23 protein-coding genes are annotated in these 25,910 nt (G+C 56.5%); 11 read left to right on the top strand and 12 right to left on the bottom strand.

The window, feature by feature from the left end; all coding sequences use genetic code 11:
- The first annotated feature begins 32 nt into the window (after positions 1-32).
- Complete coding sequence (locus ACXJGX_RS09505; protein WP_474780992.1) at positions 33-410, top strand: COG4315 family predicted lipoprotein; 378 nt, start codon at positions 33-35, stop codon at positions 408-410.
- A 130-nt stretch (positions 411-540) separates the two neighbouring features.
- Positions 541-3,618, top strand: a complete 3,078-nt coding sequence (locus tag ACXJGX_RS09500; protein ID WP_474780990.1) for a valine--tRNA ligase — start codon at positions 541-543, stop codon at positions 3,616-3,618.
- 166 nt (positions 3,619-3,784) lie between these two features.
- Here the strand turns inward: ACXJGX_RS09500 and ACXJGX_RS09495 are convergent, their stop codons facing one another.
- Entirely contained in the window at positions 3,785-3,946 is a 162-nt protein-coding gene (locus ACXJGX_RS09495; protein WP_474780988.1) for a Tat pathway signal protein, read from the bottom strand.
- A gap of 76 nt (positions 3,947-4,022) precedes the next feature.
- Between ACXJGX_RS09495 and ACXJGX_RS09490 the strand changes: the two genes are divergently transcribed.
- Positions 4,023-5,150 carry a pyridoxal phosphate-dependent aminotransferase gene (locus ACXJGX_RS09490; protein WP_474780986.1) on the top strand — a complete coding sequence of 376 codons (1,128 nt, stop codon included), beginning with the start codon at positions 4,023-4,025 and terminating at the stop codon, positions 5,148-5,150.
- An 82-nt stretch (positions 5,151-5,232) separates the two neighbouring features.
- The gene (gene copM / locus ACXJGX_RS09485; RefSeq protein ID WP_474780984.1) at positions 5,233-5,607 is read left to right on the top strand and encodes a CopM family metallochaperone; all 375 of its coding nucleotides are present in this window, start codon (positions 5,233-5,235) and stop codon (positions 5,605-5,607) included.
- 18 nt (positions 5,608-5,625) lie between these two features.
- Here the strand turns inward: copM and ACXJGX_RS09480 are convergent, their stop codons facing one another.
- Positions 5,626-6,801, bottom strand: a complete 1,176-nt coding sequence (locus tag ACXJGX_RS09480) for a pyridoxal-phosphate-dependent aminotransferase family protein (RefSeq protein WP_474780982.1) — start codon at positions 6,799-6,801, stop codon at positions 5,626-5,628.
- 128 nt (positions 6,802-6,929) lie between these two features.
- Here ACXJGX_RS09480 and ACXJGX_RS09475 point away from each other — a divergent pair, with 128 nt between their 5' ends.
- On the top strand, positions 6,930-8,720 hold the full coding sequence (locus ACXJGX_RS09475; RefSeq protein WP_474780980.1) for an ABC transporter ATP-binding protein: 1,791 nt from the start codon (positions 6,930-6,932) through the stop codon (positions 8,718-8,720).
- Positions 8,713-9,453, top strand: a complete 741-nt coding sequence (ygfZ, locus tag ACXJGX_RS09470; RefSeq protein WP_474780978.1) for a CAF17-like 4Fe-4S cluster assembly/insertion protein YgfZ — start codon at positions 8,713-8,715, stop codon at positions 9,451-9,453. The genes ACXJGX_RS09475 and ygfZ overlap by 8 nt, the downstream gene beginning before the upstream one ends.
- Here ygfZ and efp read toward each other — a convergent pair.
- Positions 9,450-10,013 (bottom strand): elongation factor P, encoded by a 564-nt coding sequence (efp, locus tag ACXJGX_RS09465; RefSeq protein ID WP_474780976.1) that lies wholly within the window; start codon positions 10,011-10,013, stop codon positions 9,450-9,452. The genes ygfZ and efp overlap by 4 nt on opposite strands.
- A gap of 221 nt (positions 10,014-10,234) precedes the next feature.
- Here efp and ACXJGX_RS09460 point away from each other — a divergent pair, with 221 nt between their 5' ends.
- Together ACXJGX_RS09460 and ACXJGX_RS09455 are read left to right on the top strand one after the other, a co-directional pair.
- Positions 10,235-10,558, top strand: coding sequence for a DUF6280 family protein (locus tag ACXJGX_RS09460; protein WP_474780974.1), 324 nt, complete (start codon positions 10,235-10,237; stop codon positions 10,556-10,558).
- Between the two features lie 114 nt (positions 10,559-10,672).
- On the top strand, positions 10,673-12,124 hold the full coding sequence (locus ACXJGX_RS09455; RefSeq protein WP_474780973.1) for a cobyric acid synthase: 1,452 nt from the start codon (positions 10,673-10,675) through the stop codon (positions 12,122-12,124).
- Here the strand turns inward: ACXJGX_RS09455 and ACXJGX_RS09450 are convergent.
- From ACXJGX_RS09450 to ACXJGX_RS09410, 9 genes are all read right to left on the bottom strand, one after another.
- A complete protein-coding gene (locus ACXJGX_RS09450) occupies positions 12,121-12,753 on the bottom strand; it encodes a hypothetical protein (RefSeq protein WP_474780971.1) in 633 nt (210 codons plus the stop codon). The genes ACXJGX_RS09455 and ACXJGX_RS09450 overlap by 4 nt on opposite strands.
- Before the next feature lie 68 nt (positions 12,754-12,821).
- Positions 12,822-14,195 (bottom strand): TolC family outer membrane protein, encoded by a 1,374-nt coding sequence (locus tag ACXJGX_RS09445; protein ID WP_474780969.1) that lies wholly within the window; start codon positions 14,193-14,195, stop codon positions 12,822-12,824.
- A gap of 50 nt (positions 14,196-14,245) precedes the next feature.
- Positions 14,246-14,899 carry a protein-L-isoaspartate O-methyltransferase family protein gene (locus ACXJGX_RS09440; protein ID WP_474780967.1) on the bottom strand — a complete coding sequence of 218 codons (654 nt, stop codon included), beginning with the start codon at positions 14,897-14,899 and terminating at the stop codon, positions 14,246-14,248.
- A 117-nt stretch (positions 14,900-15,016) separates the two neighbouring features.
- Positions 15,017-16,093, bottom strand: a complete 1,077-nt coding sequence (locus tag ACXJGX_RS09435) for a DUF1513 domain-containing protein (RefSeq protein ID WP_474780964.1) — start codon at positions 16,091-16,093, stop codon at positions 15,017-15,019.
- Between the two features lies 1 nt (position 16,094).
- Positions 16,095-17,120, bottom strand: a complete 1,026-nt coding sequence (locus ACXJGX_RS09430) for an imelysin family protein (RefSeq protein ID WP_474780962.1) — start codon at positions 17,118-17,120, stop codon at positions 16,095-16,097.
- Positions 17,117-18,637, bottom strand: a complete 1,521-nt coding sequence (locus ACXJGX_RS09425) for a di-heme oxidoreductase family protein (protein ID WP_474780960.1) — start codon at positions 18,635-18,637, stop codon at positions 17,117-17,119. The genes ACXJGX_RS09430 and ACXJGX_RS09425 overlap by 4 nt, the downstream gene beginning before the upstream one ends.
- Positions 18,638-18,728: 91 nt before the next feature.
- On the bottom strand, positions 18,729-19,991 hold the full coding sequence (locus tag ACXJGX_RS09420) for an imelysin family protein (RefSeq protein ID WP_474780959.1): 1,263 nt from the start codon (positions 19,989-19,991) through the stop codon (positions 18,729-18,731).
- A 57-nt stretch (positions 19,992-20,048) separates the two neighbouring features.
- The gene (hemP, locus tag ACXJGX_RS09415) at positions 20,049-20,180 is read right to left on the bottom strand and encodes a hemin uptake protein HemP (RefSeq protein WP_474781897.1); all 132 of its coding nucleotides are present in this window, start codon (positions 20,178-20,180) and stop codon (positions 20,049-20,051) included.
- Between the two features lie 609 nt (positions 20,181-20,789).
- A complete protein-coding gene (locus tag ACXJGX_RS09410; protein WP_474780957.1) occupies positions 20,790-21,101 on the bottom strand; it encodes an ETC complex I subunit in 312 nt (103 codons plus the stop codon).
- Between the two features lie 164 nt (positions 21,102-21,265).
- On the opposite strand from ACXJGX_RS09410, the gene ACXJGX_RS09405 reads away from it, so the two are divergent.
- The 3 genes from ACXJGX_RS09405 to uvrB all read left to right on the top strand — a co-directional run bounded on the left by ACXJGX_RS09405 (position 21,266) and on the right by uvrB (position 25,884).
- Positions 21,266-21,838 carry a hypothetical protein gene (locus ACXJGX_RS09405; protein WP_474780955.1) on the top strand — a complete coding sequence of 191 codons (573 nt, stop codon included), beginning with the start codon at positions 21,266-21,268 and terminating at the stop codon, positions 21,836-21,838.
- Positions 21,839-21,857: 19 nt separating this feature from the next.
- A complete protein-coding gene (locus ACXJGX_RS09400; protein ID WP_474780953.1) occupies positions 21,858-23,588 on the top strand; it encodes a methyl-accepting chemotaxis protein in 1,731 nt (576 codons plus the stop codon).
- A gap of 88 nt (positions 23,589-23,676) precedes the next feature.
- On the top strand, positions 23,677-25,884 hold the full coding sequence (gene uvrB / locus ACXJGX_RS09395) for an excinuclease ABC subunit UvrB (protein WP_474780951.1): 2,208 nt from the start codon (positions 23,677-23,679) through the stop codon (positions 25,882-25,884).
- Positions 25,885-25,910: the final 26 nt, after the last annotated feature.

Here is a 25,910-nt window from a genome sequence, read left to right as displayed (position 1 = left end):
AGCACACCAACCCAGACAACCGGAGAAACACCATGAAACTTTCGATGATCGCCTTTGCAACTATCCTTGGTCTCAGCGCCTGTGACGCCTACGCAGCAGGCCACGCCAGCGCCCCTGCCATCGACACCAACGGTATCCTGACCAACGCTGACGGCATGACGCTTTACACCTTCGACCCCGACACGGCGACCACATCCGCGTGCAACGGTGGCTGCGCTAAAAACTGGCCGCCCCTGACAGCTGCGGACGATGCAACAGCATCCGGTGACTTCACGGTCATCACCCGCGACGATGGCAGCAAACAGTGGGCCTATGCGGATCAACCGCTGTACCTGTGGATCAACGATGCACAGCCCGGCGACACCACTGGCGACGGCGTTGGCGGCAACTGGCACACCGCCCGCCCTTAAAACCATCTTTCTGACAGGGGTGAACGCCGGCCCCGACCCTGGGGCCGGCGTTTGCATTGGGGGGCGAAACCCCCTTTCCCTTGGCCAGCCCATTGGGTATTCGGTCCCAAACCGGAATGGGAACGTGAAAATGGCCATGGACAAGACATTCGATGCAAAAACCGCCGAAGCACGCATCTACGCGATGTGGGAAAACGCGGACGCGTTCAAAGCAGGCGCAAACGCCAGCCGCGATGACACCTTTGCAATCATGCTGCCGCCGCCCAACGTCACCGGGCACCTGCACGTCGGCCATGCCTTTAACCACACCCTGATGGATATCCTGACGCGCTGGAAACGGATGCAAGGCTATGACACGCTATGGCAGCCGGGGCTGGATCACGCCGGGATCGCCACGCAACTGATGGTCGAAAAAGAACTGGCCGCAACTGGCCAACCCAAGCGCACCGAACTTGGGCGCGAGAAATTCCTTGAAAAGGTGTGGGAATGGAAAGCTGCCAAAGGCGGCGTGATCGAACAGCAGGCTCGCCGTCTGGGCGACAGCATGGATTGGTCCCGCTCGGCATTCACCATGTCCGGTGCCGCCAGCGCCCCTGCCTCTGAAAAGCCCGGAAACTTCCACGACGCCGTGCTGAAGGTCTTTGTGCAGATGTACAACGACGGGCTGATTTATCGTGGTAAACGTCTGGTCAACTGGGATCCGCATTTCGAAACCGCGATTTCGGACCTCGAGGTCGAAAATATCGAAGTCGACGGCCACATGTGGCACTTCAAATACCCACTGGCGGGTGGCGAAACATACGAATACATCGAAAAAGACGAAGACGGTAACGTCACCCTGCGCGAGACCCGCGATTACATTTCCATCGCCACGACCCGCCCCGAAACCATGCTGGGCGACGGTGCCGTTGCCGTGAACCCCAAGGATGAACGCTATGCACCCATCGTGGGCAAGCTGTGCGAAATCCCCGTCGGACCAAAGGCACAGCGCCGCCTGATCCCTATCATCACCGACCCCTACCCCGATATGGACTTCGGGTCGGGTGCAGTGAAAATCACCGGCGCACATGATTTCAACGACTACGAAGTCGCCAAGCGCGGCAACATCCCGATGTATTCCCTGATGGACACCAAAGGCGCGATGCGTGCCGATGGCAAACCCTATGTGGAAGAGGCGGCAGTGGCCCAAGCGATCGCCAACGGCGAACGCGAATTTGACGAGGCAATGATCGCCGCGATGAACCTTGTCCCCGAAGAATACCGCGGGCTGGACCGGTTCGAGGCCCGCGCGAAAGTCGTCGCCGACATCACCGCCGAAGGGCTGGCCGTCATGCATGACGTGACCCGCACCGAAAAAGACGAAGACGGCAACAAGATCGAAGTGACCGAGACCGTACCATACGTCGAAGCCAAGAAAATTATGCAGCCGTTCGGTGACCGGTCCAAAGTCGTGATCGAACCCGCGCTGACCGACCAATGGTTCGTCGACACCGCCAAAATCGTCGGCCCCGCACTGGATGCGGTCCGTGAGGGCCGCACCAAAATCATGCCGGAATCAGGCGAAAAGGTCTTCTACCACTGGCTGGAAAACATCGAACCCTGGTGCATCTCGCGCCAGCTGTGGTGGGGGCACCAGATTCCGGTTTGGTTCGGACCATCCATTTCTGAAAATGGATTAGACTACCTTAACCAACAACAGTTTTGCGCGACCTCGGAAAACGAGGCTTTAGAGCTCGCGAAGGAATACTATTCACCAACATACGGCGTCGAAATCAGCGAATTAAGCGCATTTGTCAGCCTTCAAAGCGGCCAAAGGGAAGTTGCGGTAACCGGGATGGGGGTCCATTCTGAAGTCTTGGGAAATAACCCACGAGCGGGAGAAGTATATGCGCTCATCGCACGCGACCCCGACGTCCTCGACACATGGTTCTCCTCTGGCCTTTGGCCCTTCGGCACGCTCGGCTGGCCCAAGGACGACCCCGCGATGAAATACTTCCCCGGTGATGTGCTGATCACCGGACAGGACATCCTGTTCTTCTGGGTCGCCCGGATGATGATGATGTCGCAAGCTGTTCTAAAGCAAGATCCGTTCCACACCGTCTATCTGCACCAGCTCGTCCGCGACGAGAAGGGCGAGAAGATGTCGAAAACCAAGGGCAACGTCATTGACCCACTGGACATGATCGACCTTTACGGTGCCGACGCGCTGCGGATGTCCAACGCGTCTATGGCCGCCCTTGGCGGCGTGCTGAAAATTTCCGAGGACCGGATCAAAGGCTACCGGAATTTTGGCACAAAACTCTGGAACGCGTTCAGCTTTGCGCAACACTATGAAATCGCCTACCCCGGCGATGCGGGGTGCCCGGCGGCCACGCAAACAGTGAACAAATGGATCATCGGCGAAACCGGCAAAGTCCGCGAAGAAGTCGATACCGCACTTGAATCCTACCGTTTCAACGATGCGGCCAACGCGCTTTATGCCTTCACGTGGGGCAAGGTCTGCGACTGGTATCTGGAGTTTTCAAAACCGATCCTGCAAGGCGAAGACGCAAGCGCCAAGGCCGAAACAGAACAAACCCTGCGCTGGGTGCTGGACCAATGTCTGATCCTGCTGCACCCGATCATGCCGTTCATCACCGAAGAATTGTGGGGGCTGGCCGACAACCGCGCCAAAATGCTGGTCCATGCTGATTGGCCGACCTACACGGCAGCCGAATTAATCGACGCCGACGCCGACCGCGAAATGAACTGGGTGATCGCGCTGATTGACAACACCCGTTCCGCCCGCGCCCAAAGCCACGTACCCGCCGGGGCCAAAGTGGCACTGTTGGTGATGGGACTGGACGACAAGGGACAGGCGGCGTGGGACAACAACGCGACCTTGATCCAGCGCCTCGCGCGGATCGACAGCCTGACAGCCGTCGACGCCTTCCCCAAAGGCTGCGTGACGATCCCGATGGAAGGCGGCACATTTGGCCTGCCACTGGCAGACCTGATCGACGTCCCCGAAGAAATCGCACGCCTTGAAAAGACGCTGCAAAAGCTGGCCAAAGAACTGGGCGGTCTGCGCGGACGGCTGAACAACCCCAACTTTGTTGCCTCTGCGCCAGACGAGGTGGTCGCAGAAGCCAAAGAAAACCTCGCGCTACGTGAAGGCGAGGAAGCGCAGATCAAAGCGGCGATTGGGCGTTTGAAAGAGATCGGCTAGGATAAGGGCTGCCCAATTGGGGCAGCTTTCGTCCACGCATGGTTGCTTCGGCTTGTCCCGTCGCACGTGGTTCTGGTGTCGCGATACGATCAATGCAACAAGAAGGCCAATCGGAATCCACAGTAATTGGATTAAGATTTCGTTCAATATTTTCACATCTGACACCCTAGGGCACAACCCGTTCAACAGCCCGCATCATCCCCAGCGCCTTGTCATAAACCAGCGTCAGAATCCGCCGCCCGCCAGTTTTGGTTGCGACCTGTGGCAGGGCGCGCACAGTAACGGCTGCGCCTGTGCTGGCCAGAAATCCGCGTCTCGTTAACTTCATTCGGAACCCTCCTGTTGCGAACAATTCTCAGATATTCACGATTGCAATAATTTCAATGCCCCGCTTATCTAGCCCCATGACAAAGCCCGTCCTTACCCCCCTCGCGCAGTCGCTGCCTGCATCGGTTCCTTTCGTCGGCCCGGAGGCCGCAGAGCGCGCCAGCGGCAAACCGTTCATCGCCCGCCTTGGCGCAAACGAGAACACATTCGGCCCCTCGCCACGCGCGATTGCTGCCATGCAGAAGGCTGCATCAGAGGTCTGGATGTACGGCGACCCTGAAAGTCATGATTTACGGCAGGCACTTGCGCAGCACCATGGCATTGCCCCCGAAAATATCATGATCGGCGAAGGTATTGATACCTTGCTTGGCGTGCTCGTTCGCCTTTATGTCGGTGCGGGCGATCCGGTGGTGACCTCTGCCGGTGCCTATCCGACATTCAATTATCATGTGGCCGGGTTCGGCGGTGTGTTGCACACGGTCCCATATGTGAACGACCACGAAGATCCGGCATCCCTGATCAAAAAAGCACGCGAGGTTGACGCCAAACTGATCTATATCGCCAACCCCGATAATCCTATGGGCAGCTGGCATTCGGCAGATGTCATCAATCAGATGATCGCCGATGTTCCCGACGGGTCACTTTTGGTGCTGGATGAAGCCTATATTGAAATGGCCCCGCATGGGACCGCGCCCGAGATGCAGGTCGATAACCCGAACCTGATCCGTATGCGGACGTTTTCAAAAGCCCACGGGATGGCTGGCGCGCGCGTCGGCTATGCGATTGGCGCACCCGAGGTGATTGACGCCTTCAACAAGGTCCGCAATCATTTTGGCATGTGCCGCATGTCGCAAGCTGGGGCGCTGGCCGCATTGCAGGACGTAGACTGGCTGACCCATGTGCAATCGCAGATCACCGATGCGCGAAACACAATCGCCAAGATCGCAGAGGCCAACGGGCTAACGCCGCTCTCTTCGGCCGCGAATTTTGTCACCATTGACTGTGGCCATGACGGCGGGTTTGCGCGCGCGGTGCTCGCCGCGTTGGTGACGGACGGCATCTTTGTGCGAATGCCATTCGTTGCGCCCCAAGATCGGTGCATCAGGATCAGTTGCGGAACACCAGACCAGCTTAACGCCTTTGCGGATGCACTGCCCCGTGCTCTTGAAATTGCAAATCGCAATTTGAACTTGGCGGCTGTCTGAAACAGTGCTTCACGTCTTTTTGCTTTGCATTCCAGCTACTGGAAGCTGCGATGTTTCTATTTAGGAAACTTATAGGTGCAACATGCAACGACTTAAACTGATCCTCTGCGCGGCTTTTTTTCTCACCACAGGTGCGACGGCACAAACGATGGTCACTGACCATAGCATGGATTTGACAGCCCCCGACGACAGCCCAGCAAGCGAAGCCTATGCCCGGGTCAATACGCAAATGCATAGCGCTATGAACATACCCTTCACTGGGAATGCTGACGCCGATTTTGTCCGCGGGATGATCCCACACCATCAGGGCGCTTTGGCCATGGCCAAAGTTGTGCTGGAATATGGCACTGACACCGAGGTACGCAAGCTGGCCGAAGACGTCATTGCAGCGCAAGAAACCGAAATTGCGTGGATGAAAGCATGGCTTGTTGAAAATGGCTATGACCTGCCCGACTAGGCAGGTCACTCCGCCTTTTTAGGCCGTCGCAATCACTTCTGATGCCGCGTCAAGCGCCCCACGGCCATGGGGGATGTTCAACGCCTTGAGACCTGCATCAATGGTACCCAGCGCGCCCATGATCATTTGCCCGCTGACATGCCCCATGTGCCCGATCCGGAAATACGCGCTTTCGGGATCACGGCCCAAACCGATGCCCAGCGTCAGCCCGCATTTTTGCTCGGTCCAGCGGCGCAGGTCTTGGGCGATGGGTGATCCCATCGCGACCGAAGTCACCGCATGGGACCGCAAAAGAGGGTCCGCAATATTCAGCGCCATAGGCCCATCAGACCCCCACACGTCAATTGCGGTCCAGACACAACGGGCCAGCTTTGCATGGCGGTCGAAAACGTTGTCCAACCCCTCGGATTTGATCAGATCAAGCGCGGCGCGCAGACCGTAAAGATGGTGGGTTGGGGCAGTTCCGGCAAAGTACTGATAATACATTGCGGGATCAGTGCGCGGTAGCCAATCCCAGTAACGCGACACACGGTCAGGGCGGAAACCTTTGGCCTTTTCATTAAAGAAAACAAAGCTGACCCCAGCTGGTGTCATCAGTCCCTTTTGGCAAGCCGCGACCATGACGTCGACGCCCCACGCGTCCATCTCGAAACGATCACAGCCCAGTGATGCGATACAATCCGCCATCAACAACGCAGGGTGCCCGACCCGGTCAAGCACCTGCCGCAGCCCCGCGATATCGCTTTTTACGCTCGTCGACGTGTCCACATGCACGGCCAACACGGCCTTAATGCGACCCGCGGTATCGGCGGCTAATGCCTCTTCTGCACGCGCCAAATCGATTGACGATTGCTGACCAAAATCAATTGTCTCGACCTTGGCACCAAGCCCCTCTGCGATATCGGCCCAGCCGAAACCAAACCGCCCCGTCGCCAGAACCAACACCGTATCACCCGGCGCAATCACATTCGCAAGCGCGGCTTCCCATGCGGCGTGACCGTTACCGATGTAAATCGCGACGTTGTGGTCCGTCATCGCCACGGTCTTTAGATCTGGAATCACGCTGGCAGTGATGTCATGCAGTTCGCCTTCGTAAATATTGGGCGAGGCGCGGTGCATGGCCCGCAAGACAGCATCAGGGATGACAGAAGGACCGGGTATCGCCAGATAAGGGCGACCGAATGACAAAGACATGGGGGGTGCTTTCGATAGTGGTTGTTCGTGGACACTAACGCCCAATCAACCGGCGTCAAGCGCAGCCAACTTGCCCCTTCCCCCCATTTCCGATTAGACCACACCTAAGTCAAACCGAAAGGCCTGCAATGCCCGCGCCCGCACCACCTATTGGCCATAAAAAAACGCAATCCGCAGTAGCGCTGTTTTGGTGGCTTTGGAAAGATTACCTGCGCCCGCAAAAGTGGGTCTTGGTTGGGGCGATGCTGCTGATGGCCGTCGAAGGGTCCATGCTGGCGTTGCTGTCACGCATGGTGCAGCCGATGTTCGACGACGTGTTTTCCGAAGGCAACGCCAGCGCGCTGTATTTGGTGGCCTTTGGCGTGCTGGGCATTTTCATTGTACGGGCCATCACGTCGGCGGGACAAAAGATCATGATGACGCTGATCGTCCAACGGACGGCTGCGGCTATGCGGCGTCACTTGTTGCGACACCTCATGTCGCTCGATAGCGGGTTTTATAATATCAACTCTCCGGGCCAACTGATCGAACGGGTGCAGGGTGATGTGGGGTCTATCAATTCCGTCTGGAGCAGCATCGTCACCGCACTTGGTCGCGATCTCATTTCGCTCATTGGCCTTTTCGGCGTCGCGCTATGGGTCGACTGGCGCTGGACGTTGATTGCAATCGTGGGCATCCCGCTTTTGGTGCTGCCATCGTTGCTGGTGCAGGCCTATATCCGTCGCCGCGCCCGCAGCGCGCGCGAAATCGCAGGGAAAATCTCGACCCGTCTGGACGAGGTTTTTCACGGCATCAACCCCATCAAACTCAACACCCTCGAAGAGTATCAGGCCGAACGCTATGACCGGCTGATCAAAGACGGGATGAAGGCCGAATTGAACAGCGCCGTCGGACAATCAGCGGTGCCTGCTTTGATCGACATCATGACCGGCATCGGTTTTATGGGGGTTATGCTATATGGCGGCGCCGAAATCATTTCCGGCGACAAGACGAATGGTCAGTTTATGGCGTTCTTTACAGCGATGTCGCTGGCATTTGACCCGTTGCGTCGCCTGGGCCAGATGAGCGGCCAGTGGCAAATGGCTGCGGCAAGCGTTGAACGTCTCCAGCATGTGCTGAACCTGAAACCGACCATCCTATCACCAGCGACCCCCAAGACGCTGACCGCTGGGCCGCCGCAGATCACCTTGACCGATGTCCACCTGAATTATGGCGATTTGCCAGTGTTGCGCGGCGCCGGATTTATCGCCAAGGCAGGGAAAACGACGGCGCTGGTGGGGGCATCTGGTGCAGGAAAAAGTACAATCTTTAACGTCCTTACCCGGCTGGTCGAACCCGGCAGCGGGCATGTGATGATCAATGACATGTCTGTCACCGATCTTGCGCTGTCTGACCTGCGCGGGCTTTATTCGGTCGTAACCCAAGACGCCGCCCTTTTTGATGAAACCTTGCGCGATAACATCCTACTAGGGCGTACCGACGTTTCTGAAACCCGTCTGAACGCCGTGCTCAAGGCAGCGCATGTCGCTGACTTCTTGCCGATGCTTGCGAACGGGCTGGACAGCCCGGCTGGCCCGCGCGGATCAAACCTGTCAGGCGGACAACGCCAGCGCGTTGCGATCGCCCGCGCCCTGCTGCGCGACACACCAATCCTGCTCTTGGACGAAGCCACGAGCGCGCTCGACACCAAATCCGAAGCCATCGTGCAAGAGGCGTTGGAAAAACTGTCAGCGGGGCGCACGACACTGGTCATTGCGCACCGTCTGTCCACCGTCCGCAACGCAGATTCCATTGTGGTCATGGACCACGGGCGGGTCGTCGACCAAGGGACACATGACGCATTACTGGCGCGCGGCGGGCTTTATACCGATCTTTACAATATGCAATTCAAGCAGACAGAAAGCACCGAAGATGAATGACCGCACTGTTCTGGCCGTCTCGGGAGACGACCGCATTTCTTTCCTGCAAGGGCTGATTACCAACGATGTTATGCGCGCCAAAGACAGCATTATATATGCCGCGCTACTCACACCCCAAGGCAAATTTATCGCCGATTTCTTTGTTGTTGGTCAGACGGACCGCCTGTTGATCGATGTTGCAACACCCCTTGCGGCGACGCTTGCACAACGCCTGTCCATGTACCGGCTGCGCGCAGCGGTGAAGATTGATGCGACCGATCTGGTGGTGTCACGCGGCACCGGTCCAGCACCACAAAGCGCCCTTCCCGACCCGCGCCATAGCGCATTGGGATGGCGTTTCTATGGTGACGCCGACATCAGCGATACCACTGATTGGGATCACCTGCGCGTCACGCATATGGTCCCTGAAACCGGGGCCGAACTGACCCCGGACAGCTATATCCTAGAGGCCGGCTTCGAAGCCTTGCACGGCGTGGATTTCAAAAAGGGGTGCTTTGTCGGCCAAGAAATCGTGGCGCGGATGAAACACAAGACCGAGCTTAAAAAGGGTCTCGTGCGTGTAAAGATTTCCGGCGCGGCACAGCCCGGCGAGGAAATCATTGCCGATGACGGCAAACCCGTCGGCACGCTTTATACGGTATCAGGGGATCTTGGGCTGGCGCATGTCCGTTTCGACCGCGCCACCGGTCCAATGAAGGCTGGCAGCGCGGTCCTGAAACGTGTCGTCGATTAGGCGCGTTCGACGTATTCGAACAGTTCAGTATTCACGATGATTTTTTCGTCTGTTCCGACGAAAGGTGGGATCATGACGCGCACGCCATTGTCCAAAATCGCTGGCTTAAAGCTGTTTGCCGCTGTTTGACCTTTGACCACAGGTTCTGTCTCGACGACGACGCAGGTCACCTTTTGGGGCAAAGTCACGTTCAGCGCTTCTTCGCCGTAGTATTCGATGTGAACAACCATGCCGTCTTGCAAAAACGGGCGGCGATCGCCAAGGATATCCGCTGGTAGCGCGATCTGCTCGTAGGTTTCGCTGTCCATAAATGTCAGCATATCGTCTGTCTCAAACAGGAACTGCTGGTCTTTTTGGTCCAGCGTCACGCGCTCTACCTTGTCGGCAGACCGGAAACGTTCGTTCAGTTTGCGCCCGTCGCGCAGGTTTTTCATTTCAACCTGAGCAAACGCGCCGCCTTTACCGGGCTTAACGTGGTCTGTCTTTACCGCGACCCAAAGGCCGCCATCATGTTCCAGCACGTTGCCAGGACGAATTTCATTACCGTGAATTTTAGGCATTGGTCACTTCATTTCGGATTTAAGGGAAAGGTTGAAAGATGCTGGACCTAGCCTATATATTGCGAGTGAGCGCCTGACAAGATCATGGGAATGGCTATACGTAAGCAACGAGCTATGCAATAAACGCATAGGAGCCATTCCAAAAGAGAACCCCCGAATCGGGTTCAAACATGCATATTGCGCTTCACTCGGGGACTACAAGAGCAAAAAAAGGAAGCAAGATGAGAGATTTCGTCGACGGTACGGCCTTCAATAACGAACAAGGCAACCGGGCGCGTAAGTTATTTGCTGCTGTCGTCCTTGCTGCATTGGATGATGCAATTGCAGACGACAAGAAATACGGTAATGGCCCTGAACAAATTGCACGCTGGGCACGGTCGCGCGATGGACGCGAAGTGTTGTCTTGCGCCGGTATTGACCCCAACGAGCGTGTGGTCACCGGTTTGATGGACTTTGTCAGCAAGGGTGTACGGACCTCGGTTGCGCTGTCGCGCGAAGAAAGCGAACGTCGCAATGCTGCCGAACTGGAAGCACGCGCCGCGTAAACTTTGCACGCGATCTGTAACAGATAAATAAAAGCGCGGCCCGAGGGCTGCGTTTTTCGTTTTGGCTTTCGCCCCCCCACGCCGCCCCCTATTGTCACCCAAAAGCGAGGCGAGATGACCAAATCAATCATGATTCAAGGCGCCGGGTCGAACGTGGGAAAGTCCATGTTGGTGGCTGGTATCGCGCGTGCCTGCGTCAGACGCGGATTGTCTGTCGCGCCGTTCAAGCCGCAAAACATGTCGAACAATGCAGCAGTCACAGCCGACGGTGGCGAAATCGGCCGCGCTCAGGCACTGCAAGCGTGGGCCTGTGGTCTTGAACCGCTGGTGGATATGAACCCGGTTCTGCTCAAGCCCGAGACTGACACGGGCGCGCAAGTGATCGTGCAAGGGAAGCGGTTTGCGACCCTTAAGGCGCGTGACTATGGTAAGCACAAGGCGCAGCTGCTGCCAAAGGTTCTGGAAAGCTTTCACCGCATCGGCCAAGCACGAGATCTGGTCATCGTCGAGGGCGCAGGCAGCCCTGCCGAAGTGAACCTTCGCCAAGGTGATATCGCCAATATGGGCTTTGCCACTGCGGCGGGCGTACCGGTGGTGCTGGTGGGCGATATTGATCGCGGTGGGGTGATCGCGCAACTTGTCGGCACGCATGCCGTGCTTGCCCCTGACGATCTGGCATTGATCAAGGGTTTTGCGGTCAACAAGTTTCGCGGCGATCCAAGCCTGTTCACTGACGGTATGCAAATGATTGCGGCGCGTACCGGATGGGGCGACCTTGGCGTGATCCCGTGGTTTGCTGATGCGTGGCGCCTGCCCGCCGAAGACGTCATGGACATCGCTAGCCGCACCGGGGGCGACATCAAAATCGCTGTACCCCGGCTAAACCGGATCGCCAATTTCGACGATTTGGATCCCCTATCTGCCACGCCGGGTGTCAGTGTCCAGATCGTCGACGCAGGGCGACCCCTGCCCGGCGATGCAGATTTGGTGATTATCCCGGGGTCGAAATCCACCATTGCCGATCTGGCCCATTTGCGCGCACAGGGCTGGGACATCGACCTGCAGGCGCATGTGCGCCGTGGCGGCCATGTGCTGGGCATTTGTGGCGGTTACCAAATGCTTGGTACACTGATCAGCGACCCCGATGGCATCGAAGGACCACCGTGCACCGTCGAAGGGCTGGCAGTGCTGGACGTGCAAACGGTGATGCGACCCCATAAACGCCTGAACCGCACCACAGCCACCTACCTGCACAGCGGCGACGCCGTCAGCGGCTATGAAATCCATATTGGCGAAACCACTGGCCCCGACACATCACGCGCATGGCTGTCAATCGATGGCCGCGGTGAAGGCGCCGCAACACCCGACAGCCGTATCAAGGGCTGTTATCTGCACGGGCTGTTCGAAGCCGACACCTTTCGCGCAACATTCCTAGGGCTTTTGGGCAAGCCCGTGAACGCACACAGATATTCACACGGCGTGGAACAAACATTGGATGCACTGTCTGAACACCTGGAAGCGCATATGGACTTAGATCGTCTGATCGGAATGGCGCAAAAGGTTTAGCCCAAGCCGCGGCTAACCAGAATACGGTTTATCTCGCGACGGACCAGTTTACGAACGTTGCGCGTGATGCGTTCGCCCAGTTCGCCGCCCAACTCTTGGTGCACAATCTCTACGACAAGCTTGCGCAATGCTTCTTCGTCGATTGAAATATCCGCAGTTTCAACGGCGTCATCATCGGCGACCTCTTGCTGATCAACGGGGTCTTCACGTAAAATCGGCGGTCCGTTCATGATCGGAGAAGAATCGAGAATGCGCGATTGAAATGCGCTGGCGGCCCATGCCGCCTCTTCAAAGGTCTCGCCTTCGTCGGCTTCCCATGACTGTGGATGTGATGTCACCGCGACTTCAAGTTCGGCAATCGTGGCCTCTAGGCCTGCGCGATCGGAACGTTTCGCCGGCTCAAGCACAAGTACGCGACTGGTTTCGCGCGTGTCGGGAATGGAAACTTCTTGTTTTTCTTCAATATTCCGGTCGTTATTTCCATCGACCCGCAGCGCAGGTGTCAGGATCAGCCGCCCCATCCCCGTGTCAGCGATCGCAGCGCGGTTTGCGGCGTTCACAGACACCAGCTTGCGCACAGAGTTCAGCAGTGAATCGTCGACTTCGCCTGTTCGCACGGTGTTGGACATACTGTTTCCCTCAATCCAGGTTCTGTTGAAAAAGGTAACTCAGAATGTTCGCTGGAACAATAAGCTGATTAATCTTGGCCGATCGCACGCAGGACACGATCAAGCGAACGACCCTGTTCAGACAACAACGGAGGCGCGTCTTTGACAAGGTTATAGTAGGCCGCCGGGTCATAGGTTTGCACGGGCAAATTCAAATGCTCCGCATTCAACAATCCCATTGCCGCAAGAACGGCATAGGACGCGATAACCTCGTCCGCTTGCCCGGAAATCCGGCTAGCCTCGGCATCCAGCAACTCTTGTTCCGCGTTTAACACTTCAAGTGTCGTGCGCGAACCCAGGGTCGCCTCTTCACGGATACCATCAAAGGCGATCCGCGCCGCCCCGATTTGCTGGTCCGCAGCTTGGCGCGATGCGCGCGCAATCTGAAGCGATGCAAACGCATTGCCGACCTGTTGTTCGACTGCGGTCATCGTCAGATGCAACCCGGCACGGCTTGCGTCACGGTTTGCGATCAACTGACGCATTGCACTGGCCACTTGGCCGCCAGCGTAAATTGGACCGCCAATGTTAATGCCGATCTGGCCTGCTTCGACGGAATCCTGATTGGTTGAAATAGATCCATTCAAGGTCACGGTCGGAATCACCGCTGTTTCTCCGCGGCGAATGTTCAACTCGGCGGCGGAAACAGAATGTTGTACTTGCAGGACATTCGGATGGTTACGGACCGCAAAATATTTTGCATCGCTCACGCTCTGCGATACGGGCGCAGGCGATACTGCCACCAGATTGCGGGGCCTGTTACCGACCGCAGCAACATATTCTTCCATTGACTGCACAAGGCTACCTTCAGCTGCCGCCAACAAGCTGCGGGCAGCAGCAAGACGGGCCTCGGCAGAGGCGACATCGGTGCGGGTCACCTCGCCCACATCAAATCGATCTTGCGCGGCGCGCAATTCCTGGGTGATCACACGCACGTTGCTTTGGCGCAAAAGCACAAATTCCTCGTTCCGACGCACGTTCATATACGCCTGAACTGCACGCAACAGCACATCCTGCTCCACGCCACGCAAAGATTGGCGGGTGCTCAACACCAGCTCCTTTTGGGCGTCGACCGCCAACCGGTTCGATCCACCATCATAAAGGGTGAAACTGCCGCTGATGGCTGCAATAGCGGTATTTGTGGCTTCGCGTTGCGATGCGGGCAGTGCATTGTTGATCGAACTGGACGCCTGTGCAGACCACTGTATCACCGGCATCATCGCCCCAACCGCTTGGGCGACGTTTTCGTCTGCGGCGCGCAACAACGCGCGGTTCTGTTCCAGCAGACCAGAGTTGGTATACGCAGCAGTTAGCGCATCCGCCAATGTTTCAGCATGCACCATCGGCGTTGCAAAAACAGAAAATACAACTGCCACTGCAGCGAACCGGTTGCGTTTGATCATCGTCTATCTCACTCACTTTTGGTTTGCGCCGCAATCTTCGGGATAAAGCGTTAGAGCGCGAATTCTTTTGTTTTTCCGAAACCGCGAATAACGGGAGCACTGGCGTTGAACGCAAAGCGCCAGTTCATGACACCATCAAGTTTGTAACCAATCCGCACAACACCAAGATTGCCTTCGGCAAAGACGCACGCAATCCGGCCACCTTCACGCAGTTGCGCCAAGATCGCGTCAGGCAAAGCCTGAACACCGCCTTCGATGATGATAATGTCATAGGGGCCAGATTTCGACGCACCGGTATCCAGCGGGCCAGCCATCACAGCGGCGTTGTCAATGCCCTGCCCAGACAGCAAGCTTTGCGCGGCTTCCGCGCGCGCTTCATCGTCTTCAACAGCGACAACAAATTCACACATGCGCGCCAAAATTGCGGTCGAATACCCAAGGCCACAGCCAATATCCAACGCAACATGGTTTGGTTGGATGTTCAGCGCGTCCAGCATCTTGGCTAGGGTGCGGGGCTCCAGCAGAACACGCCCTTTGCCGATATCTAGATTTTCACCGATATACGCCGCCTCGCGCAGGCTATCGGGCACAAAATTTTCTCGTGGCACTGACAGCATAGCATCAATTATGGGGAATTTGGTTACGTCGGATGGGCGCACCTGTGTGTCGACCATCATTGTGCGGCGGGATGCATAATCAGTCACGATCTAAACTCTTTCGTTCAGTACATTTTCTGTTTCATGCCACAGTTGGCTGGTTGCGGCAACGCTTGATCTAATGTTGCGCAGATATCAGCGCAAGCACAACACGCCTGCCAACCGTTAAACACCGATTGGGACGATATGGTTATCCCATGCCAGTTCTGCAACCCGCGCAAGCGCTAATTGTCCCCCCGCAATTTGACCCAGTTCGCCAAAGCCGGTTGTGATGATAAAACCATCATCAAGCGCGGCAACGCCGCCCACATCAGCAGCCGGCAGCGTTTGTTTCCAGCTGGCGGAGCCAATATCGTACAGTTGAACAACACCACCGCGCGGCGACGTCACGGCCACCACACCCTGATCGGGTGAAAACGCAATGCTTCCGACATAGCCTTTCATGTCCCGCGTGACCGCAATGTCTGCGCGCAAGAGTGTGACGGGGCTGCCCAACGCATGGACACCGGCAAGCACGTCGATATCGCCGTCGCCCTCCCACTGCATCCCAAAGGCAACCTGCCCCGCGGCAGTCACATCCAAATGCCGGATCGAGTTTTTATGGCGTTCTGGTCCAAGCGATACCACATCGATCACGTGGCCATCTTGCAAATACGACAGATTTGGCGCCATCGTTGCGATGTTGAGTTTGACGCGACCACTGTCCGGGTGGGTATCAATGCCACCATTGGCAACAACCAACGTTTCTGAACCGGGCAGCCGTTTGATGTCATGCGGGCCAACGCCACCGCTGGCAAATTCACCGGCCCGTGTATAACCCGCTGACACATCCCACACACCCACAACGCCGCGCCCTGCGTCATAGTCATTTTCGGTGGTAAACAGCCACGCGCCATTCGATGAAAATACACCGTGACCGAAGAAATGCCGCCCCTCAGGGGCTTCAAGTGTTGCCTTGGACTGCCCGGACAGACAGTCGATTACAATGGCAAAAGTACCCGGACGGCGCGCAAAGGCGACCGCTTCGGGACGGGTGGGATGCGCAGCGGCGGCATGACCACGCGCAGGCAAAGGGACTTGAAACAGCACGATGCGCTGCGCTGAAATTCCGCACAACACATACGCCCCGTCCGGCAGCGCCGCCGCCGATAAATAGGCCGGTGACCCGACATCAGCCCATGTTGGCGCCGGCACCAGCCCAGTGGCCAAAAGCCCCGCCAAAAATTGCCGGCGATTTGTCATGTCAGTCCCCATCAAGCGCGTTAAAACCGGCGACAACGCCCAACTTTGGCCCGACTTCATCGCGCACCAGTGTCCGGATATCGCTAATCGACTGCTGCAGCACCTCAAGCTTGAACCGCCCGTTAACATCAGTCACCGCCGCAAAATCGGGGTCATTCAAATGCGCAAGCCTGTCCTCAGTGCGGTTAAAAACGTCGTTCAGTCGGGCGACCAACCTTTCGTCGTCACCCGCCAACCGCAGGGCGATGTCACGCAGCGCGTCAAGAGACACGGCTACATGGCGGGCAGACCGACCCGAACGCCACACCTCTGCCCGTGTCGGGCGCGGGCGGTCAAATGTCCCCAACGGCCGGCCCAGACGCGTGTCGCCCGTAAACTCCAGCCCTGTCGACAGCGCTTTGAACAGCTCTTGGGCGGCTTCTTCGGTGCTTCGGTATTTCCCGGCCTCTGACGGGTTTAGCAGTACCTGTGCGTAACGATCATGCCAGTCCGCATCAATCGCACTCGCCACATTTGCGATATCGCCCGTGATGGCCTGTACCAACCCGCACCGATACGCGTCTGACCCCAATTGCGCGATAGCGTCGTCGTAAATCAAGAATTCCAGCGCGTAAAATCCGCGCCCTGCGATGGAAGATTCGGCATAGGTCTCTGCGCTCTGGCCGATCGGGTCTTGTGCTGTGATCAAACCCGACAATGTTTGCGGCGTGAACCCGCGCGTATCGGGCCAAAACGCCAATGCAAACGCGCGGTCGCCAACCTCTGTCGGGCCGAAACGCAAGTGGCTGACGGCGACCCACGCATCAAAGGCGTCAGAATACGCCGCGCGCAATTCGGGTGCCTCAGGGCCGCAATGGTCCACCGCGACAGCAGCAAGGGTTTGAGACTGCTTAGCCAATTGATCAAAGCCGGGAAGGATATGATTTTCGACGATATCAGCGGTAATCTGCGCGTTCGTTTGGGCCAAAGCACAACTTGTGCCGGCAAGCGAGACCGAGACAATGACAGCAAGAATGTAACGTTTCATAAGCTCTCCAAGAATGTGATCAATGCGTCACGGTCTGGTTTTGGCATGGCAATCACCGCGTCACGTATACGTTCAGCTTCACCTCCGTGCCATATGATTGCCTCTAACAGGCTGCGCGCCCGACCGTCATGCAAAAAGTAACTGTGCCCGCTGACCTGTTGTGTCAGGCCAATCCCCCAAAGCGGAGCTGTGCGCCATTCAGTGCCCGTCGCACGGGCCTCGGGGCGATGATCGGCAAGGCCTTCGCCCATATCGTGCAGCAACATGTCCGAGTAAGGCCAGATCAGCTGGAAACTTTGCTCTGGTTGATCGGTCAATCTATGGGTCACGAAATTCGGCGTGTGGCACGATGAACACCCCGTCTCGTAGAATATCCTTTTGCCCGCAAGCACCTCCTGATCGTCCACATTGCTGCGCGCTGGCACACCCAAGTTACGGCTGTAGAACGTCACCAGATCAAGCGCGGCTTGATCGACTTCGGTGCCGCGCGCGTCACCGTCGCCATGCAATGCGCGCTGGCAATCTTGTTGTGCCCACGTGCATTCACCCGCGCCATTGGGAAACAGCGGCGATGAAATGCCAATATCGCCCGCAAACGCCGCCGCCGATTGTTCGCGCACCGTCGGCATTCCAGCCTTCAGGCCAAAACGCCCCAGCATTGGCATGTCGTATTCGACCGACCAGACAATATTGGGACGGCCAGAAATACCGTCGCCATCGCGGTCATCGGGGTCAGCCCCCGCAACAATATCCGCAGCCGGGATCGCCTCTAGCAGACCCAGTCCGATCATCTGCGGTGTCACCCGCGGGCTTAGCATGGCATCAGGGTGCAGCGGACCGTAGCCAAGGTCAGCCGCGCGGTAGGTCGGGTGGCGCAAGAAAACGGTGTCGCCGCCTGAAAGGTTTATCAGTTCTTCGGTATAAGATACCTCTAGCCGGTATTCGGCCGCATGCCCCTGCACCGCAAAATCTTGTAGTTGCGACCCGTACGTCGGGTCTGGCAGCGTGGCAATGTAACCTTCGATATCCGCAATCTTTGCATCGTAATCCCCGGGGATAGACACACGCAAAAACATCGAGACCGCCATATCTTGGGCATTTTCCGGCGGATGACCTCGCCCGTCTTTGATATGGCAGCGCTGACAGGACCGCGCATTATAAAGTGGACCCAAGCCATCAGAGGCAAGCGTTGACGCCGGGGACGACACCCATATTTTTCGGAATAGCCCGTTGCCGACCTTAAAATCCAACTCATCTTCGAAACTGATGTTCCCCGAAGGTTGCGAAAACGCATCATGCCCCGTGCGTGCGCGTACTGTTGCAGCGCCGGCGGGCATGGCTTCGAACGGGGCGGAGGCGCTGAAATCGGTGGGGGCAGCGGTCACAGTGGCAATGCGCGTGGTTTCGGCACCCGTGCGGGTTACCACATTCAAATGCGGCTCATCAAGAACACCCGCAGGTGTCGCGACAGGCAAACACGCGAACCACAATCCTAAATATCCAACACGCCAGCGCATGTGGTTCCTTTCAACGACACGGATGCGTGTCTGAAATGAAAGAAGGCGGCGCAATGTGCAGACCGCCTTCCTCACAGATTACGATCCTAGCTTACTGAAAAACAGCGTCCGGGCTGTCAAGGCTGTCAGAGCCTTCAAAGGCCACCTGATCGATACCTAATGCGGTCACGACCCGTTCAAACGACCGCGTTTGATCGATAAGACCATTCACGCCGCCCATCACAAGGGCTTCGCCGCCCGCATTGCCGCGTTCCAGCATTTGGTCATAGGCAAAGCCCGCTTCAGCAGCCAATTTGATGCGGCCCAGCGCCAACATGGTATGCGCCAGCTTTGCCGTAACCTCGGTATCAAGTGCAGGATCGACTGCGGCAACCAGATCAGACAGCGACGGGCCGGACACCAGTGTGCCATCCACACGGACATATTCACCAAGGTAGACGTTCTGCACGCCCAAGCCATCATAATAGTGGCTGTTATGGGTGTTGTCCGAGAAACAGTCGTGCTCTTCCTCTGGGTCGTTCAACATCAGGCCAAGGCGCATCCGTTCACCCGCCTGTTCCCCGTACGACAGCGATCCCATGCCAGTCAGCATAGCGGAAATGCCGTTGACGTCGCTTTCTGTCACTTCGGCACGTGCCGCACCACCATCGGCCCACTGGCCCACCATCCATTCCAGATCCGAAACAAGCAGGTCAGTTGCCGCGATCAGATAATCGCCGCGGCGGTCGCAATTGCCACCGGTGCAGTCTTCGCCCGCAGCATAATCAGTCCAAGGACGCGCACCGGCACCACTGCTGTGTCCGTTCAAATCTTGCCCCCAGAGCAGGAATTCAATCGCATGGTAGCCCGTGGCAACATTCGCTTCGACGCCGTCAGCTTCGTGCAGTGTTTCACTCAATAGTTCCGGCGTGATTTCAGTGGCATCCACGTCTGTCCCTGACAGGGAAAATGTCGGGTTCGCGATCACGTTAAGCGCAGCAAATGCATTTTCATCGGACGGCCCGCCGTAAGACGTATCGACATAGTCCATCAGCCCCTCATCAAGCGGCCAGGCATTCACTTTGCCTTCCCAGTCATCAACAATCGCATTGCCGAACCGGAACACTTCGCTTTGCTGGTACGGGACACGCGCAGCCAGCCAAGCCGCTTTTGCGGCCTGCAAATTTTCCGCCGAAGGTTCCGCAACCTGCGCGTTCACAGCGCGCTGTAGCCGTTGCGCAGTGATCAACGCATCTTCGTAAGTCGCGGCGGCGATGTCGGCATAGTTTGTCAAAACATCCGCTTTTTCAACGGCCAGCACGGGTGTCGCAAGACACAGGCCAAGCGCGGTCGTGATCAAGTAGGTGTGTTTCATAATTTCTTTCCTTTGTAGCGTTTTCAGTGGTGGGTATAATTGCGCGTACGGTCCGCGCTATTTCGTCAAGATCAGCTTGCCCGCGCGCGTGATCCGCAATGTGTAGGTCTTGTCATCCAGTACGATCAGCGCCCGGTCACCCGCCGCGGTCAGGTCTTGCGCCGCGTAGCAGGGCAAATTTTCCCCCATCTCAGCGGGTACATTCGGCACTGACACGGCGGACATCACGCGCCCCACCGCATTGATGCGAGTCGACCATAAGTCTGAACGTGGCGCAGGCACGCAAACGCGCCGACGCCGACAGACGCACTGCCAAACACGCTCTTGCTTTTCTCGGTCCGTTTCATCGCGCATCCTTCCTTTGGGTCGCGCAAGAACAGCGCGATGACCACATTTCCGGTTATCGACATATACCTGAGTAATTTTATAAAGAATGTCAATCTGACTTTTTTAGTCGGATTAAAAGAGTGACCGTTCCCCGCGACCCGCAACCAGGTTTCGGGCGGTGCATCATCAATCGGGATTTGCGTGCGCGCATTGAAAAATTGGGGACGTGCAGTCGGGTCAACGGAATCCGATAGATCCGTTCCCTGCGCTTTTGAAACCAACAATTGGGTTAACTGCGCAAAACTAAACCACCATTATTTATGGCGGATTACAGAATCACAGTGCTTTTATCGGTGAAGGCTGTGACGCCAACGGGCATTGGCCGCCGGATCGGTTGATCCGCACGAATTGCCGATGCGTCATGATGCCAAACTGATCGCCACTTACGGCGTGACGGAAACGGACACCCGTTTAATGCGTCCAAGCTCCGCGGCGGTTAGTTGCAAAATTTTCGCCGTAGCCACCTTGGCGAATATTGGGTTTGCGTGGCTTGGGGTCCTGAACGACGGCATCAATCCCATGCGCCTGCGCATAGTCCAGCGCATCTTCCTTTGTCGCAAACATCAGACGCACCTGTGCCTGTGTGTCAGTCGATGACGTCCACCCCATCAACGGATCAATCTCGCGCGCAGAATCTGCGACATGTTCCAAAATCCATTGTTTGGTTTTGGCGGTGCCAGATGACATTGCAGTCTTTGCAGGGCTGTAAATACGTGCGCGCATGAATGATCTCCTTGGGTCGGCTTATTTCCAAGATAGGCCGCCTTGGCAAGAGTGGCGAGAGGAGAATTACTTGAGGCGTTAATCAAAGCGCAACAGGTCGCCTGTATCCCTGCCACCAGACCCGCGCCATGCGAGAAAACATTATTCACACTTAGGAAATGGTTATGTTGAAAAGAAGCCTGATGATTGCCGGTGTTATTTCACTCGCTCAAACTGCATCTGCAGACGAATTTGCCGACGCGCTGAATATGTATGTGCAAGAATACGTTGCGATGTGGGCAAGCGACCCCATCATAATTGACACCATCGTTCATGCGAACGAAGTCAATGCAGCCCTTGACGCGGCAAAAGTGCTAGAGCTTGACGCCACCTGGAGAAGTGAAGTCGGCACACAGGACACGCCGACAATCACGCCGATTCTCACAAACCCCGCCGCCGACTTTTTACGCGATAAAGTCGACGCATCAGGGGGTATTATTTCAGAGGCATTTATCATGGACTCGCGCGGTCTGAATGCAGCAGCCTCGTCGCTGACATCTGACATGTGGCAAGGCGATGAAGAAAAATTCACGGCAAGCTACGGCGCAGGTGTCGGCGCAGTTCACATCGGCGACGTCGAATTTGACGAATCGACGCAATCCTATCTGGGGCAAGTATCACTTGCGATTACTGATCCCGCCTCTGGCACGCTTGTCGGCGCACTGACTGTCGGTATCAACGCAGAAGCGCTTTTTTAGCCTCATGAAGGATAATGGCATGTCTCAGGCCCCAATTCCCAACGCTGTGCAAACTTCGGCGCATTCTGTCTACATAAAATGCCTTTTTGTCACCGCCGCATCAACGATCTTGGTCGCGGCCACGCTCGGTTTACTGAGCGCGAAACTTACCAGCGCCGTGGCACGAAATGGTATTGTCGAGATTGGCGCAATAAGTACCTCGCATGCCGCAAGCGCGTTGGGGGGTGCTATCCGGTTTAACAAAGTTGACGACATCAACGACCAAATTGCGCGCGTTTTAGAAGTTTCCGGAGGGAGCGCTATCGGCGCAGTCGTATATGGTCAGAACGGCGAAACGTTGGGTCAGATGGCAAGTGACGGGGCTGACATGGCGTCACTGCGGGCCACCGCCAATGACGCGTTGATGCAAAGGGTTAGCACAACCGCACGAAATGGACTGGATGTTGCGGTGCCAATCAGGTTTGGACAAGACGGCACACTGGTCGGCGTGGTGGCGATCGCCTGGACAGCGAAACCGATTCTTGCCGCGCTACAGACAGAGCGAGACCAGACATTTACAATCAGTGCAGGCGTGATGATCCTCATGCTCGTCCTTTCAACAGTGATTTTTCGCGCCATCCTTGGCCAACCTCTCACCCGGCTGCAGACTGCGGTCTCAGCGGTGACCGACGGGAAATACAGCCACGCGATATCAGACACGCAAAGGAAAGATGAAATTGGCCAACTGGCTAGAAATCTGGAAAAAATGCGCGATGGGCTCGCCGCCGGGCATCAAGCTTCAGAAACCACACGCGAGGCTCAGGTCAAGCAGCGCGTCGTTCTTTCAACACTTACCAATGCGCTCAAGGCGCTTGCAGCCGGCGATCTGACTGTCCGCATTCGTGAAGAGTTCACGCCAGAATATGGACAGCTTCGCTCGGACTTCAACGCCACCGCAGAAACGCTGCACCATACGATGACCGCGGTCGTTTCGAACGCCGAAACGATACGCGCAGAATCAGAAGAAATCGGCGAACAGTCCAGCGCGTTGTCACGAAGAACAGAAAATCAGGCGGCCACACTAGAGGAAACAGCCGCTGCATTAGACGAGCTGACAACAAGTGTTCGCGCTGCGGCGCAGGGCGCGCAGGATGTGGAAAAGATTGTGCAGCAAGCGAGATCAGAGGCCACCGATAGCACCACCGTCGTAAGCGAAACAGTCACGGCGATGTCCGCAATCGAAAGCTCTTCTAACCAAATTTCAACCATCATTTCGGTGATTGACGACATTGCCTTTCAAACGAACCTTCTTGCCCTGAATGCAGGCGTAGAAGCGGCCCGCGCGGGCGATGCCGGCCGTGGATTTGCCGTCGTTGCGTCAGAAGTGCGTGCACTTGCACAGCGATCATCCGAAGCTGCCCAACAAATCAAAACCTTGATTGGTGGCAGTTCGGCGCAAGTTTCGCTAGGGGTTAAACTTGTTGGCGACACCGGCGTGGCCCTGACGGCGATCACAGAGCGTGTCATACAGATATCCGCCCTGACGTCAGACATGGCGAGCGCTGCCGGAGAACAATCGCGCAGCTTGGCCGAATTAAACATCGGTGTCGGGCAGCTTGATAAAGCCACGCAGCAAAACGCGGGGATGGTGGAAGCCGCCGATGCCGCCAGTCAAAAACTGCGCCAGCAGGCAGCGGAACTCAGCAACTTGATAGCAAGGTTCAACATCAGCGCGGTTCATGGCAATCCCGTCCGATCAAGGGCCGCTTAGCGGCACAAAGCATAAACATTTTGACCGTGTCGGGTTGAAACCAGCCGTAAAAACCACAACTCTACACCCTATAACGGGGGTATGATCAATGGACGCAACATCACAGACTTTGAAGGCATCCGCCTCTGTACTGTCAAACCCTGCGCCCGCTGTGAAAAACCGGCCCAAGCTTGAGGGCGGCAAGCGGTTTGTTTTGAAAACAGAATTCGAACCGGCAGGCGATCAACCGACCGCGATCAACGAGCTAAGCAATGGTGTTCTGCAAGGCGAGCAAAATCAGGTCTTATTGGGGGCAACGGGGACCGGCAAAACCTTTACGATGGCAAAAATCATCGAACAAACCCAACGACCCGCAATTATTCTGGCGCCGAACAAAACTCTTGCTGCGCAGCTCTATGGAGAATTCAAAGGATTTTTCCCCGAGAACGCCGTTGAATACTTTGTTAGCTACTACGATTACTATCAACCAGAAGCCTACGTCGCACGCTCTGACACCTTCATCGAAAAAGAAAGTCAGATAAACGAACAAATCGACCGCATGCGCCATTCTGCGACGCGCGCGCTTTTGGAGCGTGATGATGTGATCATCGTGGCATCTGTTTCGTGCATTTACGGGATCGGATCGGTCGAAACCTATGGTGCCATGACGCAAGATATCCAGGTTGGGCTGGCATATGATCAGCGGCAGGTCATTGCAGATCTGATCGCACAGCAATATCGCCGCAACGATGCCGCCTTTCAACGTGGGACCTTTCGTGTGCGGGGTGATAGTCTTGAAATTTGGCCAGCCCACCTTGATGATCGTGCTTGGAAACTGTCATTTTTCGGTGAAGAGCTAGAGAGCATCACAGAGTTTGACCCGCTGACAGGTATAAAAACCGGCAGTTTCAATCAGGTCAGGGTCTATGCAAACAGCCACTACGTGACGCCAAAACCGACGATGCAACAAGCCATTATCGGGATCAAAAAGGAACTGCGGCAAACGCTTGATTTGATGCTGGCCAATGGCAAATTGCTAGAAGCGCAGCGGCTTGAACAACGCACAAACTTCGACCTCGAAATGCTTGAGGCGACCGGCGTGTGCAGTGGTATTGAAAACTACTCTCGGTATTTGACCGGGCGCGCCCCGGGCGAACCGCCGCCCACGCTTTTTGAATTTATTCCCGATAACGCAATTGTTTTCGCAGATGAATCCCACGTGTCTGTCCCGCAGATCGGCGGCATGTATAAAGGTGACTTTCGGCGTAAAGCCACGCTGGCTGAACACGGATTCCGCCTGCCTTCTTGTATGGATAACCGCCCCCTGAAATTTGAGGAATGGGACGCCATGCGTCCGCAGTCAGTTTTTGTCAGTGCGACACCGGCCGCATGGGAAATGGAACAGACGGGCGGCGTGTATACGGAACAAATCATTCGGCCGACCGGGCTCATTGACCCCCAAATCGAAATTCGCCCCGTCGAGATGCAAGTTGATGACTTGCTTGACGAGGTGCGAAAGGTGTCCGCTGCGGGCTACCGCACTTTGGTCACGACCCTGACGAAACGCATGTCCGAAGATTTGACCGAATACATGCATGAACAGGGCATCCGCGTGCGCTACATGCACTCTGACATCGATACGATTGAACGGATCGAAATTCTGCGTGATCTTCGGCTTGGCGCTTTCGACGTGCTGATCGGGATTAACTTGCTACGCGAGGGATTGGATATTCCTGAATGCGGGCTGGTTGCGATTTTGGATGCGGACAAAGAGGGGTTCTTGCGTTCTGAAACCAGTCTTGTGCAGACCATCGGCCGTGCCGCGCGGAACGCCGAAGGCCGGGTTATCATGTATGCCGACAAGATCACCGGGTCGATGGCCCGCGCGATGTCGGAAACGGAACGCCGTCGGACCAAACAGATGGCTTATAACGTTGAACATGGCATCACCCCCACCACGGTGAAAAAGAACGTCGAGGATATTCTGGCGGGCCTTTATAAGGGCGATGTCGACATGAACCGCGTTACCGCAAAGGTCGAAAAGCCGCTTGCGGGTGCCAATCTTGCCGCCGTTCTTGACGGATTGCGGACCGATATGCGCAAAGCGGCCGAGAACCTCGAATTCGAAGAAGCCGCACGTCTGCGCGACGAGGTTAAGCGATTGGAAACCGTCGAATTAACGATCGCCGCTGACCCGCTCGCACGGCAACACGATGTTGATCGCGCGGTCGACGACGCACAAAAGGCATCGGGGCGCAGCACAGCGGGCCGTGGCGGAATGCGCGGCGGAAAAAGTAGATATGTGGGGAAAAAATAGACGGTCCCGCCGTGACATTGAGGCAT

Source organism: Yoonia sp. SWMV100 (assembly GCF_056108365.1).
Note: the sequence above shows the minus strand (reverse complement) of the source record. Positions and strands in the feature narration are given on the sequence as shown.